This is a genomic window from Klebsiella sp. 2019SCSN059 (assembly GCF_021739525.1).
Classification (GTDB): domain Bacteria; phylum Pseudomonadota; class Gammaproteobacteria; order Enterobacterales; family Enterobacteriaceae; genus Klebsiella; species Klebsiella quasipneumoniae.
The window spans coordinates 21,839-38,386 of the sequence record NZ_JAKKOM010000004.1 but is presented as its reverse complement, the minus strand read 5'-3'; the positions used below and the strand labels follow the sequence as shown (position 1 = coordinate 38,386).

At 46.2% G+C, this 16,548-nt stretch carries 12 protein-coding genes and 3 pseudogenes; 11 read left to right on the top strand and 4 right to left on the bottom strand.

Features of this window, described 5'->3' with window-relative positions; translation table 11 throughout:
• Nucleotides 1-71: 71 nt before the first annotated feature.
• From L2I46_RS06430 to L2I46_RS06405, 6 genes are all read left to right on the top strand, one after another.
• Nucleotides 72-1,352 (top strand): amino acid permease, encoded by a 1,281-nt coding sequence (locus tag L2I46_RS06430; protein ID WP_236947637.1) that lies wholly within the window; start codon nucleotides 72-74, stop codon nucleotides 1,350-1,352.
• 189 nt (nucleotides 1,353-1,541) lie between these two features.
• Nucleotides 1,542-2,750, top strand: coding sequence for an aminotransferase-like domain-containing protein (locus L2I46_RS06425; RefSeq protein WP_236947636.1), 1,209 nt, complete (start codon nucleotides 1,542-1,544; stop codon nucleotides 2,748-2,750).
• A gap of 55 nt (nucleotides 2,751-2,805) precedes the next feature.
• Nucleotides 2,806-4,011 (top strand): cystathionine beta-lyase, encoded by a 1,206-nt coding sequence (gene metC / locus L2I46_RS06420; protein ID WP_075206815.1) that lies wholly within the window; start codon nucleotides 2,806-2,808, stop codon nucleotides 4,009-4,011.
• Between the two features lie 79 nt (nucleotides 4,012-4,090).
• The gene (locus L2I46_RS06415; protein WP_049014112.1) at nucleotides 4,091-5,011 is read left to right on the top strand and encodes a LysR family transcriptional regulator; all 921 of its coding nucleotides are present in this window, start codon (nucleotides 4,091-4,093) and stop codon (nucleotides 5,009-5,011) included.
• Nucleotides 5,012-5,074: 63 nt separating this feature from the next.
• Complete coding sequence (locus L2I46_RS06410) at nucleotides 5,075-5,458, top strand: RidA family protein (protein WP_032452850.1); 384 nt, start codon at nucleotides 5,075-5,077, stop codon at nucleotides 5,456-5,458.
• Between the two features lie 285 nt (nucleotides 5,459-5,743).
• Nucleotides 5,744-6,259 (top strand): methyltransferase family protein, encoded by a 516-nt coding sequence (locus L2I46_RS06405; RefSeq protein ID WP_236947635.1) that lies wholly within the window; start codon nucleotides 5,744-5,746, stop codon nucleotides 6,257-6,259.
• A 402-nt stretch (nucleotides 6,260-6,661) separates the two neighbouring features.
• Here the strand turns inward: L2I46_RS06405 and L2I46_RS06400 are convergent, their stop codons facing one another.
• Together L2I46_RS06400 and L2I46_RS06395 are read right to left on the bottom strand one after the other, a co-directional pair.
• Entirely contained in the window at nucleotides 6,662-7,969 is a 1,308-nt protein-coding gene (locus L2I46_RS06400; RefSeq protein WP_236947634.1) for an MFS transporter, read from the bottom strand.
• 101 nt (nucleotides 7,970-8,070) lie between these two features.
• A complete protein-coding gene (locus L2I46_RS06395; RefSeq protein ID WP_071997536.1) occupies nucleotides 8,071-9,273 on the bottom strand; it encodes a M20 aminoacylase family protein in 1,203 nt (400 codons plus the stop codon).
• A gap of 217 nt (nucleotides 9,274-9,490) precedes the next feature.
• On the opposite strand from L2I46_RS06395, the gene L2I46_RS06390 reads away from it, so the two are divergent.
• On the top strand, nucleotides 9,491-10,366 hold the full coding sequence (locus L2I46_RS06390) for a LysR family transcriptional regulator (protein ID WP_236947633.1): 876 nt from the start codon (nucleotides 9,491-9,493) through the stop codon (nucleotides 10,364-10,366).
• 470 nt (nucleotides 10,367-10,836) lie between these two features.
• Here the strand turns inward: L2I46_RS06390 and L2I46_RS06385 are convergent, their stop codons facing one another.
• Nucleotides 10,837-11,751 (bottom strand): AraC family transcriptional regulator, encoded by a 915-nt coding sequence (locus tag L2I46_RS06385; RefSeq protein WP_032452853.1) that lies wholly within the window; start codon nucleotides 11,749-11,751, stop codon nucleotides 10,837-10,839.
• 264 nt (nucleotides 11,752-12,015) lie between these two features.
• On the opposite strand from L2I46_RS06385, the pseudogene L2I46_RS06380 reads away from it, so the two are divergent.
• Nucleotides 12,016-13,047: pseudogene (locus L2I46_RS06380) on the top strand (iron-containing alcohol dehydrogenase); the annotation flags it as partial.
• Here L2I46_RS06380 and L2I46_RS06375 read toward each other — a convergent pair.
• Nucleotides 12,973-13,155 (bottom strand): annotated as a pseudogene (locus L2I46_RS06375) (hypothetical protein); the annotation flags it as partial. The pseudogenes L2I46_RS06380 and L2I46_RS06375 sit on opposite strands and share 75 nt — an antisense overlap.
• 28 nt (nucleotides 13,156-13,183) lie before the next feature.
• Here L2I46_RS06375 and L2I46_RS06370 point away from each other — a divergent pair.
• From L2I46_RS06370 to L2I46_RS06355, 3 genes and pseudogenes are all read left to right on the top strand, one after another.
• Entirely contained in the window at nucleotides 13,184-14,281 is a 1,098-nt protein-coding gene (locus L2I46_RS06370) for an alpha/beta hydrolase (protein WP_117132279.1), read from the top strand.
• 80 nt (nucleotides 14,282-14,361) lie between these two features.
• A complete protein-coding gene (locus L2I46_RS06365) occupies nucleotides 14,362-14,733 on the top strand; it encodes a DUF2255 family protein (protein WP_236947632.1) in 372 nt (123 codons plus the stop codon).
• Nucleotides 14,734-15,105: 372 nt separating this feature from the next.
• Nucleotides 15,106-16,504 (top strand): annotated as a pseudogene (locus L2I46_RS06355) (ISNCY family transposase).
• The last annotated feature ends 44 nt before the right edge of the window (nucleotides 16,505-16,548 follow it).

Below are 16,548 nucleotides of genomic sequence, written 5' to 3'. Positions count from 1 at the left end.
GACAAGTCATTCCAGTATATAATTAAAACATGCATAACTTTGTGTTTTTGTTAAGTCTATTGGGGACTCCTATGACCGTAGGAATTAATACTGACGCAATTAATAATAAGAATATTCCCTTTACCATGTATGATTTAGGGTGGGTGGTGCTTTGCATCGGAGCTGCCATTGGTTCCGGAATCGTCTTTTTCCCGTTACAGGTTGGATTGAAAGGGGTGTGGGTCTTTGCCCTGGCCGTTATCCTGGGCTATCCGGCAGTTTATTACATGCAGAAGCTATTCATCGAAACGATGGCGCGCAGCGATGAGCAAGATTCCTATCTGAGTATCATCACCAGCTACGTTGGCAGTCGCTGGGGCGTGCTGCTTGGCGCGCTTTACTCCTTCACCATGCTGAAGTCGATGGTGGAGTATGCTCTTGCCATTACCAACGACAGCGCCTCGTATCTGAAAACCTTTGGGCTTACTAACCAGACGCTGTCCGAACACTGGTGGTGGTCTCTGCTGTTAATCGCCGGGCTCTCGCTGGTCGCGTCGAAAGGAGAAAAGCTGCTCTTCAAAGTCTCAGGCAGCATGATCGCCGTAAAGCTGGTGATCATCGTAGCGATTGGTTTCGTGGTGATCCCCTTCTGGGATCTGAGCAATATTGGTGCATTCCCAACCGTTAGCCACCTTGTCGTAGGTACGTTCCCGACGCTTCCGTTCGCTATCTTCTCCATTATGTTTGTTGGGATACTAAATCCGATGAACATCGCCTACAAAAAACGTGAAGAAGATAAGGACGTGGCAAAGTATAAAATTTTACGCGTACATAAAGTGGCTTATTTAGTTCTGGTCGCTACCGTGCTGTTGTTTGTCATGTCCATCGTACTCTCTATCAGTGAAGCCGATGCGCTACGAGCCTATCAGGACAATATCTCGGCCCTGGCTCTGGCCGCTAAGGTCATTCCTGGTGCCGCGGTCAAGTATATGAGCGTTGTTCTCAATGTGTTTTCCATCGTGACGGCGTTCCTGGCGCTCTATCTGGCCGTACATGAATCTTTCGTAGGTCTGATCAAAGTCACTGTTGAAAAAATGGTTAAGCCTCAGGCAAACAACAGCAAGGCGATTTCAGTTGCCGCTTTTGTCATGGTTGTACTGGTGCTGTGGTTGATCGTGCTAACGAACTTTCCCATTCTGAAGGTGTTCGTGTTTGGTGGCGTGACTTACGGTCTTATAAGCTGCATCATTCCCGGTTTTATTATTCTTAAAAATGACAAGTTTTCTGACCTGCGTGGCGTCTCGGTTTACTATGTGATTTTAATCGGCATGCTCATGTGCATTGGTCCTTTTGTCATGTTATTTTCACAATAAGTATTACCTATACAACTTGCACCTTACTGCAACCTTGATATTTGCATTGCGTAATCATTAGTCCTGTTGTGGGTCATCATTAATTCAATTCATGTTGACCCACAAATAAAAGTACCAGCGAAAAAATAATTATCATCGCTGCGTACCTGTGATATTAAAAGCGTTATATAAAAAAGGTGGGGAGCGGAGATGTCGCGCAATAAGATCGCAAAAAAGTTACAAAACCTTCAATCATCTGCAATTAGAGAACTGCTGAAACACAGCAAAATGGACGGTGTTATTTCCCTGGGCGGCGGAATACCAGATCCAAACTTGTTTGATCGGGAAGGCTTACAGATTGCTATGGATAATATCCTGACCCATGGTTGGAAAGACGCGTTTCAGTATGGATTGAGTGAGGGTCATTCTGAACTGCGGGCAGCCATCTGCCAGATCATGCGTGACCGGGGAATTCACTGCAGCATAGAGGATGTCGTTGTGACCTCTGGCTCGCAGCAATCTCTGGATATTCTTGCTCGGGCACTGATTAATCCTGGCGATGTAGTGGTGTTAGAACGGCCTACTTACCTGGCGGCACTGCAGGTATTTCAGCTTGCTGAAGCGAACCTGATGTCGGTAGGAACTGATGCTCAGGGCATGATTGTCGATGAGCTGGAAACGCTGCTTCTAACGACCCGGATAAAAGCAGTGTATATCGTACCCACGTTTGGTAATCCCAGCGGCGTTACCCTCGCGGAGCAACGGCGTAAACAGCTGGTGGAACTCTCGCTACGCTACGATTTTATCATCATCGAAGACGACCCTTACGGCGAAATCAATTTTACGGATACGTCATTCATTCCGCTCAGAGCATGGTCTGCGGAAAGGGGTAACAGTGATAACGTTGTTTACACATCAACCTTTTCGAAGATCCTCGCGCCAGGCGCTCGGGTAGGGTGGCTGGTGCTACCGGATTGGCTCAAAAGAGGGGTTGTCAACATCAAGCAAACCACAGATTTACATACAAGTTCTCTCTCGCAGTCGCTTACCTACCACTATTTAAGCAGTGGCCGCTTGTCGGGACAGATCGCACTCATCCGAAAGGCTTATGAGCGTAAATGTCGAGTTCTAAGCCACCATTTGTTGAACGAACTAGGTGACCACATCACGTTCCATCAGCCGATGGGCGGTATGTTTTTATGGGCAAAGTTTAAATATGAGATGGATACCACGCAGTGGCTTCAGAAAACATTGCGCAACGGCGTGGTGTACGTGCCTGGTGAATTTTTCTACTGCGAAGAACCGGATCATTCCACCCTACGAATGTCGTATGTCAGCGCGACAGAAGAGAGCCTTAAAGAAGCGGTAAAACGCCTAAAAACCGCGCTTAATGAGTTGTCCTCTCCAGTTATCCCGTGAGAGGTCATAGGCCATAAATAAGACAGTAAGAGTTGTAATCAGAGGAATAGTAATAATGTCTAATCATAGTTTTGATAACCAGATATCACCAGAAACGTATCTATGTCATGGTCCGTTCGATCCCGAAGTATTTGGTGGCGTGGTTAACCCGCCTGTATATCACGCCTCAACGGTCATCTTCAAAAACTGCAAAGAGCTCAATGAGCGCCACCAGGCGCTGTTTGAAGATGCGGAAGATGAAGTGATGTATTATGGTCGATTTGGAACGCCTATCACCTTCGCCGTGCAGAAAGCCCTGGCCGAACTGGAGGGGGGGTACCGATCTTTACTGGTGCCTACTGGACTTGCAGCCTGCACAAGTGCGTTACTGGCTCTGGTTAAAAATGGCGATCATATCCTGGTCAGTAGTAGCGTTTACGGCCCGACGCGTGGATTCGTCAATAATGTGCTGGCCAAAATGGGCGTTTCGGCAACCTTTTTCGATCCGACTATTGGCGATCGCATTGCTGAACTGTTCCAGGAAAACACGACCGTAGTGTTTACAGAATCTCCTGGCTCCCAAACTTTCGATATCCAGGATATTCCGGCAATAACTCGCGTGGCGCATGCCCACAACGCTAAAGTTATTATTGATAATACCTGGGCGACACCGCTGTTTTTCAAGCCATTTGAGCACGGTGTGGATGTCTCCGTGCATGCTGCCACTAAATATATCGTTGGACATTCTGACGCGCAGATGGGGTTGATCACCACAAATAAAGAAACCTGGCTTGCCATTCGTCGCTTTATCTATCTCTTTGGTCTGCATGCTGCGCCGGATGATGTTTATCTCGCACAGCGCGGATTGCGTACTATGTCTTTGCGTCTTGGACGCCATCAGGATTCAGCGCTTAAAATTGCTAAATGGTTTGAGGAACGTGAAGAAGTGGAGCAGGTGCTACATCCGGCATTACCTTCCTGTCCGGGTCACGAAATTTGGAAACGTGACTTCACCGGTTCCAGCGGTTTGTTTAGCGTGGTGCTTAAACCTCACTATTCAAAAGAGTCCGTGGAGAAGTTTATTGATAGCCTGGAGTATTTCGGCATCGGTTTTTCGTGGGGCGGTTTTGAAAGCCTGGCTATTCCGTTTAACCCGCGTAAAGATCGTCCGGAATATCACTGGCCGTACGAAGGGCACTCCTTCCGTTTACAGATCGGCTTAGAAGATCCCGTAGATTTAGTAAAAGACCTGGATCGGGCGCTACGTCATCTAAAGGCGTAAGAACCAGGAAAAGCGCCAGTCAGGCTGGCGCTTGTTATACTAGCGCTATGACAAAACGTTGTGATTAACGGAAGCAGTAATGGATATTCCGATAGACCTTAAGCACTTACAAACTCTTTTAGCATTGCGTAAAACAGGAAGCCTGACGCGCGCGGCAGCAGCTATGCAACTGACTCAATCGGCATTATCGCACCAGATCAAACAGCTCGAAGAACACTATAACGTTTCTCTGTTTATGCGAAAAACATCGCCCGTAAAGTTTACCCTGGCGGGTGAGCGTCTGTTACAGCTTGCTGAAACCGTGCTTAATGCAATGGAGGAAGCCAACAGGGATCTTTATAAGTTAGCGCTCGGAAAACAGGGCGCGCTCCGGATAACCCTTGAGTGTCACACCTGTTATGGCTGGTTACTACCGGTGATGGATGAGTTTCGTAAGAAATGGTCTGAGGTTGAAATTGATATTTTGCCTGGTTTTCAGCCAGATCCAGTGGGTCTTCTGTTGCAAAACAGAGCTGATGTTGCCATCGTGGATGAAACCGAGCAGACAGACCTGGTGAGTTATAGCTCCTTATTTAAATATGAAATGGTTGCTATTTTGGCAAATGAACATCCTTTAACGCGAAAGCCCTGGCTTGAAGCGGAGGACTTCCGTGGTGAATCGCTCATCACCTACGCAGTACCGGATGAACGTATCGATCTTTGTCGAAAAGTCCTTAAACCTGCCGGCATTCCAATAAGGAGGAAAACAACAGAGCTCACCATGGCTATCATTCAACAGGTTGCCTGCCAGCGGGGTATTGCCGCATTGCCTATCTGGGCAGTATCAGAATATCTTGATAAAAAATACGTCACAGCAAAGTCAATTACAGAAAATAAACTAATTTCAGAAATTTGGCTTGCTACACTTACAGAAAACATCAATAAGGACTATATCACTGACTTTATTAACTTTACCCGACAGCACTGCTTACGCTTGTTAACTGAAATCCAAACAACGTAATAATGATGTAAATCAGATTTTTTTGCGCGAGAAGACGGCATTTTTTATTTTCAGGAGATAAAGATGAAAAAAATTATTAATACCAAAGCAGCTCCAGCAGCCATTGGACCTTATTCTCAAGGGGTGTCATTTGGTAATTTGGTGATGACTTCAGGCCAGCTACCTCTGGATCCATCAACAATGAAATTTCCCGAAGGAGGAGTAAGGGAACAGACTCGTCAATCATTATTGAATGTAAAAGCCGTTTTGGAGCAATCAGGCGCCTCGCTGGATACTGTGCTTAAAACCACTTGTTTTCTCGCAAAGATGGAGGATTTTGCAGTATTTAATGAAGTATACACCGAATTTTTTGGCGACTCAGGAGCGCCAGCACGTTCATGCATTCAGGCCGGCAAATTACCAAAAGAAGCCTTAGTTGAAATCGAAGCTATCGCGTATATTAGGTAATACAACAGGAGGCAAAGTGGATAGACGCTGTAAACACAGGTGCACTATTTTTGCTTTGTCCTCCGTGTTTCTTTCCTGGATTGACGATATTGAATTTATTTACTACATGTAAAATAAGAAGACAGAAATAATATTTGTTTTAATCCTGTTAACTGAAGAAGTTGAATGATGAGGGCATAACTGCGTAGGCAAGGACCAGGGGCGGGCACGCGTCAATGAGTGAGAAAATCAGTGTTAATTTTGACTCGCTCCTGAATCCACAGCAGCAGGGATAACATGTTTAGAATGAAAGATATTGCAAGAAAGGGGCTGGCACCGCCGGTGCTTTTACTACTATGTTTACTGGTCAATATGTGGGCGCGTTGGCCTGTACTTATGCATATTGATGAGATATTCACCGTATCATGGAGAGTATGCACCGCCCTGGTCACTGGAGGCATTAGTCTTGGCCTGTCTCTGACGGGACTGGTAACGTTGATGAGCAATCACACAACCCTCAATGCATTACATCCGGAACGAACCAGTACGCTGGTGACCAGAGGATGTTTTCGTTTTTCCCGTAACCCCGTGTACCTTGGATTTATAGGGATACATATCGCTTTTGCCCTATTGTTAAGTAGTGTAGCTGGTTTAATGATTACCCCGCTTCTCATTTTACTTCTGAGCAACTTGCATATACAGGTTGAAGAGGCTGGCATGCAAGAACTGTTTGGCCGACAATGGGAAGAATATTGTAATAATACCCCTCGCTGGTTCTCTCTGGCAGCATTATATGCAGTTATTAGGGGGCGCGCCAAGTGATCGCAAACCGTTTTATTCATCATTCTGTAATTTGTGAATGCTCTTCATTTCACACATATCACGTATAATCCATTCATTACATAATGTTTGCCAGTCAATCGCGATATGGGGTATCGTTCCCGTGGCCTGAGATTGCAACTATATCAGTCCAACGAAGGGAGACAGTCTTCTATCATGACCTGGCACCCGGTGATTTTATCTCTGAATACGTTTAAAGAAGGAAGACAAACTATATGCACACATTAAATTTATGACAGAAAATGTTATGGCGCGTAAATCTAAAACCAGATATGGCTATATTTAATCTCGCGTTATATTACTATGCTTTCTTGTAGAATAATGGCGACACGTGAGTGTCGCCATTGTTAATATCAAAACAATGAATAGCGCTTACTTTAAAAATTAATTTCTGCGACGGCTAAATAATAATGAAAACAAACCGCCAAGTATCACTATCCCAACCAGGATATACATAACAACGTAAAAGTTATGAGTAACACTCAGAATAAAACCAATTAATACAGGTGATAATGCCCCAAAACCAACGGCCATGCCATTTAAAGCCCCCGCAGCTGCAGACATCGCTTCTGCAGGAACCATTGATTGCAAGAGGGTAAACACACAGGGTAGCTGCATTGAGGAGGCGCCGATACCGAAAGAGATCACGATGGCAGCGAAAACATTATTAGTTATATTCACTCCAATCAGGATGCTTGCAGCACATAACATGGCGGAAGCAAACATTACCATGCCTTTCCTGTCAGTTTTGTCGACAATGAACCCAGCGAGCACTTTGAACAAAAGTCCAAATATAAAAGGCAGGGCGGACATCCAACCAACATTTGCCCATGAAAAACCGCGCTCAGTATTTAAATATGTTGGAAGCCAAGTTACAACGCCCCACGACAGCATGGAGTTAGAAGAAAAAACAGCCAATAAAATCCAAAAATTAGAATTGCACAGATATACTTTGGCACGTTCAACAACTGAAATTTTTTCACTGCTATTTTTATGTAAAACTTCCTCCGTGGTGCTTTTATTGATTGTTTTGAGTTCAAGATCGTTAACGTATTTATTCTCCTGTGGGAAGTTTGATGTAAAAAAATAGATTAGAACAATGGGTAACAAGGTTAACGAAAATGAAAAATAAAAAGTATGACGCCAGGAATGCTCAGCTATGATCCAGGTATAAAGAGGCATGGCTAGTGCAGGAGCGAGTGACTGCCCCAAGATCCATGCCGTATTCGCTCGGCCTCGTTCTCCAGCTGGGAACCAATTTTTTATGATTGTATTTTGCATAGGGTAGTAAAGACCCTCACCAATACCTAGCAAAATTCTGGTTCCTAATAATATAGCAAAAAAACTTGACAACCCCCCAACCAAAAGTGACAGGCTTATCACCACATAAGCGATAAGCATGGCTCTTCGAGGACCAATATAATCTCCTAGAGGGCTTAAAAAAACATTTGCAATCCCGTAACTCGCTAAGAATAAAGACATCAATAAGCCAACTAAGATTGGTTTGTCATTGAGATGCATTTCATTTAAAAAATGAGTGTTCGCTGCAATAATAGAAATATTGACACGGTCAAGATATATAATCGATAAGCTAATGAATAAAATCCCTAATACAAAAAAACGCTGTCGGGTAGGTTTTTGTACGTGTTCTAAAATTGTGACACTTTGAGGTAAATCAGTATCATTTTTCATTTGTTAATCCTTATGGTTATTATAGGGCGGTAAATTCTTATTTTCCTCAGATAAGGAAAGAGCAGATTTTACCTGGTCGGACTTTACGGGCGAAATAACAGCTAACTATGTGTAACCTCTGTAATAAACCATTGGCGTGCCAGTTTTTCCCAAAAAACAGCACCTAACTCGAGGTTTTTATCGTTGAAGTCATATGATGTACTATGTAGATCCCCTTGAGAATGCGCATCGTTACCATTCCCGATCCATCCATATGCGCCAGGTACCTCCTGGAGCATAAAACCAAAATCTTCGGCAGTCATCGCTGGAAGAACATTATCATGAGTATTATTATCACCAACAATTTCCCGCATCATTTCAGCCATAAACCTAGCTTCTTTGGGATGATTGTTTGTATTTGGATAACCACCTTCTTTTATAATTACCTCAGCATGTGCGCCATGTGCTTCTGCTATGCTGATAGCAATGTGCTGCATATTATCCAGAATTAATGATTGCGCTTCGTTTGTTAAGGTACGGCATGTACCCATAATTTTTGCTTCAGAAGGGATTATATTCGGCGAACTACCTGCCTCAATTTTTCCAATAGTCAACACGGCGGCGTCCAGAGGATTCATCCGACGTGATATTAAAGTCTGCAGATGTGTTACAATAAAGCAGGCGATCGGCACAGGATCAATAGTTGACTGGGGGAGAGCCGCGTGTCCACCTTTACCAAAAACGGTGATCTCAAAGGTGACTCCCGATGCCATTATTGGTCCAATTTTTGTCCCCATTTGTCCTTGCGGAAGGTGAGGCCAGTTATGCAAAGCAAATACGGCTTGACAGGGAAAGAGCTTAAACAGTCCTTCGTTCATCATAACGCGCGCCCCAGCGCCGCCTTCTTCCCCTGGCTGAAAAATCAGATGAATGGTCCCATCAAAATCTCGATTAGCTGAAAGCAGTTCGGCTGCGCCAAGTAACATAGCGGTGTGCCCGTCATGTCCGCATCCATGCATACATCCTTTACGCTTACTAGCATGCATGAATTTATTCGCTTCTTCTAATGGCAGGGCATCAATATCTGCTCTTATACCTAATGCTGGTCCAGGATCATTAGCGCTACGATTTTTACCGTATATACTGCCAACAATTCCCGTAGAAGCTAGCCCTCGCGTGTAGGGGATATCCAGATCCGCAAGAAAATCTGCGATTTTATCGGATGTCCGATGCTCCATAAATTTTAATTCTGGATGCATATGTAAATCATGCCTAAATTCTGTGAGCCTCTTCACATTAAGAGTCGTTCTACTTTTATATGACATGATATATCTCTTTTAGTTAGCGTTAATCTTCGAAAAGGCAACAAATATTTTAATCTTTATTGACTTAATTCACATAAAATCAATCTTCCCAAACTACCTTAATGAATTACTGCCATAAGACTACTTGCTTTAATTCATTCATCATGGATGATAGATAACGCTAACTATGTCGTAAAATACCTTTTCAACATCTAACTCATACCATCGAGGTATATCTATGGAATTGCGTCAATGCCGCTACTTCATCTCAGTAGCGAAGCTGGGCAGCATTAGTCAAGCAGCGTTAGAACTGCATATAGCTCAACCTGCTCTAACCCGCCAGATCCAAAAACTGGAAGAAGATCTTCGAGTCACGCTATTCAAACGAACGGGGCGAGGGGTGCAACTTACTGATGCAGGAAGCCAGTTCCTCAAAGACGCCGAAGTATTAATTAATAATGTAACGGTCATAAAGGAGCGTGCTATTCGGGCCTCCCATGGGGAATGCGGGAATATCTCTATAGCGCTTCCTGTAATACAATATGCCGCACCACCGATCACGGCATTATTAAAAAAATTCAAGAAGACATCACCGCTCGTCGGCATTACGCTTCACCACCTCATATCTGAAGTGCAACTTTCAAAGATCGCTGAGGGAGATCTTGATGCTGGCTTTTTATTGTTTAGACCACTTAATGACCCGCTTTTTGCAGGAATTCCCGTTTTCAAAGAAAAAATGTTATTAGCTTATCCGGCTGAATGGAAGTGGCCTGATAATAAGGAACCTCGTTACTTAAGAGATTTGCAGAATCTTGACTTTATATGGCTTCCTCGTACCGCCGCACCGGCGTGGCATGATCGACTTATTCATTCCTTTTACGATGCGGGTTTTACGCCGCGTTCCGTTATGCACGGGGTGGATGCAGTTTCCATGCTTACGTTAGTTAGCGCCGGGATGGGATGTACCATCGTTGCAGAAGGGATTAGACACCTTGCTCCGCCAAACGTGTCGTTTGTGGTTTTAGAAGATTTAAACCTGGTTCAGGAATGGGAGTTAGTATGGCGCAAAGACAGATGCTCTGAAGTTTTAAAAAGGTTAATAAATCTGGTTTGAGCATATACCGCGCTAACTGTTGAGTACGTGACTGCTGCTTTTTGAGCGCATGCGATCAAACGGGACTAATGCCATGATATTATGCTTTCGACTGACGATAAGGGAGGAGACCTCTATGCAGACGCTTAGTCTCCTGAAACGTCGGCCTGTGCACCATCGTGCTGGTATGACACGCGTGGCCAGCAGTTGTCCTGCATTGATCCGATCGCCAATAGGGACCTTCAGAAGGTCAGCACTATAAGCGAGTATCGACGCAACAGAGTAAGAGCAAAATAAAGCGTCACCAATAGAACCGTGATGCCCGAGCATATTGATTTCACAGGCGAGAAGTAGGGATTATGAAAAGGCTTGTGTTTGAGGGCTACCACATCTTTTATCCTTACCGCCGACAGGATTCTCCCGCCTTTATGGCTTTCCTGCAAGTTTTGCGCGACCGGAACAATAACAGGATAAAATACATAACGATAATACTAAAGCTTACCAGCTGAATTTCTCAGCACAGTAACATCCCTCTTGGGTGACTCCCCGAACATCCGCGTATATTCCCGGCTGAAATGGGATAAGCTTTCGTAACCGACAGCATAGGCTGCTGTGGTGACATCGTAATGTTCATTCAGCATCAGTCGCCTGGCTTCATTGAGGCGCAGCCATTTCTGATACCGGAGCGGACTCATTCCCGCAAGCTGCCTGAAGTGTTGGTGAAAAGAGGGCGTGCTCATTTGCACCCGACTTGCCAGTTCCTCTACGCGTAAGGGTGACGCAATATTGGTTTTTAACCAGTCGATTGCTTTACCGATACGGTAGCCATGGCCGTCTACTGCTGCAATCTGTCTGAGATGATCGGACTGATCGCTCATCAAAAGCCGGTAATGTATCTCCCTTTGAATCAGCGGCCCGAGGACAGGAATGGCTTCAGGCTCGTCAAGCAAAGAAAGCAGACGGCAGAAAGGTTCCAGCAAAACATCAGTAACCGTTCCTATACCGACACCCGTTCCCGCGTCTCGTTTTTTGACCGGCGGCAGGCTTCCCTGGGCAATTAATTCCATCAGCACGCGCTGGTCAAGTTTATAGGCTACGCCGACGCAGGGCCGGGATGTCGAAGCCTGTAAAACCTCCGAGCTGGCTGGCAGGTCAAGGGAGGTGATCAGGAATTTTTCCGCATTGTATTCGTAAGGTTCACCACCAACCCACATGATCTTCGCGCCATCGGCCACCAGAACGATACTGGGAGGGACCAGGCAGCTCACCGGAGGAGCGGTTTCGTTTCGGCGGAACAGTTGGAGTCCTTCTACCGCTGTTGGGAAATCACCGGTGCCCGGAGTGCGCTGAGCAATATCACGGGAAAGCACGCTGAGTCGTTTTTCAACCGTCTTGTCAGAAATCATTCTGTAATACCTCACGTTTATTGCGGCTTTTGACGTTAACAACTTAGCAAAGATGAAAATTGAAATATACGCTTTAAATTCAGTTTCAGAGGATCAGGCAAATAATGCAGAGTATTTTAATAACAACTTTCATGTAAGGCACTCAAAATAACAACACTGAAATGAAGCTGTGACCTGTCAGTCAGCTTTCACAGCGAGCCAATTTAAACCGTTCAGGTTAAAGCCATTTTTAACTGCCAGACAGGTTATCCGGAGGAGACATACGTGAAAGAGTTTACTTTCTACAACCCAACCCGAATCGAATTCGGTTCCGGAAAAGAGGATACTATCGGTGCACACATTGCCAGTGCTGGCGCACGTAACGTCCTGCTGTGCTACGGAAGCGAACGTATTAAACGAGAAGGCCTGTTCGCTACGGTCAGCCAGAATCTTGCCGATAACGACATCGAGTATATAGAACTTGGCGGTATCGTAAGTAACCCGGTGATATCCAAAGTCCGTGAAGGGGTGGAACTGGCGAAACACCATAACGTGGACGCTATTCTGAGCGTTGGCGGCGGCTCCGTCCTTGACAGCGCTAAGGCAATCGCGGCCGGTGCACATTATAATGGCGACGTCTGGGATTTATTCGCTGGTAAAGGCGAGCTTATCTCTGCTTTACCTTTGTTTGCCATTCTGACCCTGGCCGCAACGGGAAGCGAAATGAACCCGCATGCCGTTGTCACCAACGAAGCAACCCATGAAAAATTATCGATCGGTAACGACTACACGCGTCCGGTGGTATCCGTACTGAGTCCTGCGCTGATGACGGGCGTCTCCCGAGATTACCTGGTCTATTCTGCCGCTGATATCATTTCACACCTTATCGAAGTGTACTTCACCGCAACCGTTCAGCCTGCAATTCAGTCGCGACTGGTTGAAGCGCTACTAAATACGGTAATTGAAACCACACAAATACTCATTGCCAGTCCGGATGATGAGGCTGCGCGTGGGGAATTTGCCTGGGCAGCAACCCTTGCTCAAAACGGTTTGATCCTGTCAGGCTGTGCCGGATTCAGCTATCCGAATCATGCAATCGAGCACGCTTTATCCGCACTTTTCAACGTTCCGCATGGGGCAGGGTTGTCCGTTGTTATGCCCGCCTGGATGAAATGGTACAAAAACCAAAATACACCGCAGTTTGAGCGTTTCGCAAAATATGTGTTCGGACTCAGTTCGGCAGACGACGGCATCGCAGCGCTTGAGAAGTGGTTCGAAGAAATTGGTACGCCAACACGTCTTGAACAGCTGAACATCAGGGAAGCAGATCTGCCCGCTATCGTTGAGAACGTCCAGATTAATGTCAAAGCGTTTGGTATCGCCAGTGATTACCCGGCGGAAGTTGTAACTGAAATACTCATGCATGCTGTCTGAAACTATCCCTCCACATCCAATGAAAGGTTTTAATATCATGACGCTAAAATCTTCAACGCGCTTTTTTAATGGCGCACTCCTCGCCGGAGCGATGGCTCTGATTTCAACAGAAGCTGCGGTCGCCCAGCCGGCACCAGGCACAGCAGATTCTTCAGTCCGTCTGGTTCAGACGTGGGATAAAACTTTCCCAAGGAGCGAAAAAGTGGATCATCAAAAAGTCACTTTTAAAAATCGTTACGGTATTACGCTGGCCGCAGATGTGTATCTTCCTAAAGATCGCGGGAACAAGAAGCTTGCTGCGCTTGTGATTTCCGGCCCGTTTGGCGCGGTAAAAGAGCAGGCTTCAGGTCTTTATGCTCAGACCCTGGCAGAGCGCGGATTCGTGACGCTGGCATTTGATCCGTCTTATACCGGTGAAAGCAGTGGTGAACCCCGCAATATTGCTTCCCCTGATATCAATACCGAAGACTTTATGGCCGCAGTCGATTTCATTGGACTGCAACCTTATGTGGATCGTGAACGTATCGGTGTCATTGGTATCTGCGGCATGGGAGGGATTGCCCTGAACGCTGTTGCAGTGGATAAACGCGTAAAAGCGGTCGTTGCCAGCACCATGTATGATATGAGCCGCGTGATGTCGAAAGGCTACAATGACAGCGTAACGCCGGAGCAACGCGAGCAGGTGCTGGAGAAGATGAGTCTTCAGCGCTGGGAAGATGCGGCAAACGGCAAACCTGCATACCAGCCAGCCTATAATAAACTGAAGGGCGGGGAAGCGCAGTTCCTCGTGGACTATGCGGATTACTACATGACCAAACGCGGTTATCATCCACGAGCCGTCAACTCTGGCAATTCATGGTCGGTGACAACGCCGATGGCCTTCATGAATTTCCCGCTCATGACCTATATCAAGGAAATTTCTCCGCGTCCGATCCTGTTCATCCATGGCGAAAAAGCGCATTCGCTTTACTTCTCTAAAACGGCTTATGAAGCGGCAAATCAACCCAAAGAGCTGCTGATTGTTAAAGATGCCACACATGTCGATTTATATGATCGTATGGATAAGATCCCGTTCGATAACATCACTGCATTTTTTAACAAAAATTTTAATAAGTAAGCCATAGCACCGTCCGGTGCTTTCAGATGCAGTGTCTGCGCGACAAACGACAGACACTGCTCTTGAAAGAGGAGAAGTTTATGTTCTGGAACCCTGAAGTATTAACAAGAATAGATGCGGCCGACGACCTGAAAATCGCTCCGTATCATCCCGATATGAATACGACCGGTACGCCGACATGGATTTGGGAAGTGAAGGTGGAGAACAGACTTTTCGTCCGAGCCTATAGTGGTACCCGTTCAAAATGGTATCAGGCTGCATTGTCCCAGCAGGCGGGTAAGATACTGGCTATTGGACAAGAGTTCGACGTACTGTTCGCAAAACCATCAGACCCTGAGCTTGAAAGTAAAATTGATCAGGCTTATCAGAAAAAGCACTCCGGCAGCAGCTATGTTTCAGCAATGACAGGGACACGCGCCAGAGCGGCCACGATTGAGATTTTACCTTCGTGATTTCCTGTCAAAGTGATACTGGGTGTTCTGTGAGACAAAATCTGCCTGTGTAGTTTTAATTTCCCTGAAACTGGAGGCAAGTATGAAACATACATAACCGCCAGTTTCTGGTCTGGTGAAAGTTCATCTTCAGGAAGCATTGTCCATTAAGGGAGGAGTTTGAATATCAGATGACAGGGCGCATGTACTATAAACATAACGCAAGAAAAGGGATGTCAGTCATAATAAGTACCGTGTTGATTTGTTAAGAGGCCGCTGTCAAATATGAAGTTATTGGGTAGCACATGCAATTTAACATAATATACATTATGCGCACTTATATTGTAACCGCAAAGTTGTAATGTCCGCTCTATTCACCATCGAGGGATTCTGATGACGGCTCACGCAGCGGAGTTTTTCACTTTGGATGAAGTTAACCGACTCAAAATCATTCAGGACGTTGTCGACCGGCGTCTGACCACTCAGATGGTCGCGCAGCGCCTGGATATTTCCGATCGCCAGTGCCGACGCCTTCTGTCGCGTTACCGTGAATCTGGCCCACTTGGTATGGCTAACCGCCGTCGCGGCAAACCGAGCAATAACCAGCTGCCTAATGGCCTTGCACAGTACGCGCTCAATATTATCCGAGATCGCTATACCGACTTTGGGCCTACGCTGGCGTGTGAGAAACTCGCAGAACTGCACGATGTTCACCTGTCCAAAGAGACTGTCCGTTCACTCATGGTCAAAGCCGGTCTCTGGATCCCCCGCAAACAACGTGCGCTGAAAATTCAGCAGCCGCGTTATCGTCGGGCCTGCTGCGGCGAACTGATCCAGATTGATGGTTGCGACCATCACTGGTTCGAGAACCGAGCGCCCGCCTGTACCGCACTGGTCTACGTCGACGATGCGACGAGCCGCCTGATGCAGCTTCGATTTGTGAAATCGGAATCAACCTTCACCGATTTTGAAGCCACCAGGGGCTATCTGGAAAAGCATGGCAAACCACTGGCATTGTACAGTGACAAAGCCAGCGTCTTCAGAATCAACAATAAAAATGCCACCGGCGGCGATTTATACCCAGTTTGGCCGTGCGATGCATGAGCTGAATATCCAGACTATCTGCGCTAATACCAGCTCTGCCAAAGGCCGTGTGGAACGCGCCCATCTGACGCTTCAGGATCGCCTTGTAAAGGAGCTCCGTCTCAGGGGAATTTCTTCTGTGGATGCAGCCAATGAATTTGCTGATGAGTTTATGGCTGATTACAACCGGCGCTTTGCGAAAGCGCCCCGGCATGATTTTGATGTTCACCGGCCACTTGAAACTGACGATGACCTTGCCGCGTTTTTCACATGGCGGGAATCGCGCCGTGTTTCAAAATCCCTGACGGTGCAATATGACAAAGTGCTTTATCTGATTGAAGATAATGAGTTAAGTCGCAGGGCTATCGGGAAATATATCGAGGTCTGGCACTACCCGGATGGTCGTAAAGAACTCCGCCTTAATGACGCTGTTCTTCCCTACTCCACCTATGATCGACTCCAGGAAATCGACCAGGGGGCTATTGTGGACAATAAACGCCTCGGGCGGACACTTGAATTTATCAAACTGGTTCAGGATAAACGCGACAACAACCGGTCACAGGCTCTCCCTGCCGGAGATGGCCCCTCGCGTAGACGCAGAAAACCCACACAGAAAAAATCTCAACGTTCTCTGAATGGCGACGATATGCTGGAAGCATTGAAGACGTTGCAATTACGTTCTGGAGAAATTTTTGGCCCAAGGAGATGACTTGAATCCCATGATAAACAGCAATGCTTCGGTATCTAACGTCC

Coding starts and splice junctions, on each gene's coding strand:
- L2I46_RS06370 (WP_117132279.1), top strand. CDS start 13,184: ATGAAAGGTTTTAATATCATGACGCTAAAATCTTCAACGCGCTTTTTT.
- L2I46_RS06430 (WP_236947637.1), top strand. CDS start 72: ATGACCGTAGGAATTAATACTGACGCAATTAATAATAAGAATATTCCC.
- L2I46_RS06395 (WP_071997536.1), bottom strand. CDS start 9,273: ATGTCATATAAAAGTAGAACGACTCTTAATGTGAAGAGGCTCACAGAA.
- L2I46_RS06390 (WP_236947633.1), top strand. CDS start 9,491: ATGGAATTGCGTCAATGCCGCTACTTCATCTCAGTAGCGAAGCTGGGC.
- L2I46_RS06410 (WP_032452850.1), top strand. CDS start 5,075: ATGAAAAAAATTATTAATACCAAAGCAGCTCCAGCAGCCATTGGACCT.
- L2I46_RS06425 (WP_236947636.1), top strand. CDS start 1,542: ATGTCGCGCAATAAGATCGCAAAAAAGTTACAAAACCTTCAATCATCT.
- L2I46_RS06365 (WP_236947632.1), top strand. CDS start 14,362: ATGTTCTGGAACCCTGAAGTATTAACAAGAATAGATGCGGCCGACGAC.
- L2I46_RS06405 (WP_236947635.1), top strand. CDS start 5,744: ATGAAAGATATTGCAAGAAAGGGGCTGGCACCGCCGGTGCTTTTACTA.
- metC (WP_075206815.1), top strand. CDS start 2,806: ATGTCTAATCATAGTTTTGATAACCAGATATCACCAGAAACGTATCTA.
- L2I46_RS06415 (WP_049014112.1), top strand. CDS start 4,091: ATGGATATTCCGATAGACCTTAAGCACTTACAAACTCTTTTAGCATTG.
- L2I46_RS06385 (WP_032452853.1), bottom strand. CDS start 11,751: ATGATTTCTGACAAGACGGTTGAAAAACGACTCAGCGTGCTTTCCCGT.
- L2I46_RS06400 (WP_236947634.1), bottom strand. CDS start 7,969: ATGAAAAATGATACTGATTTACCTCAAAGTGTCACAATTTTAGAACAC.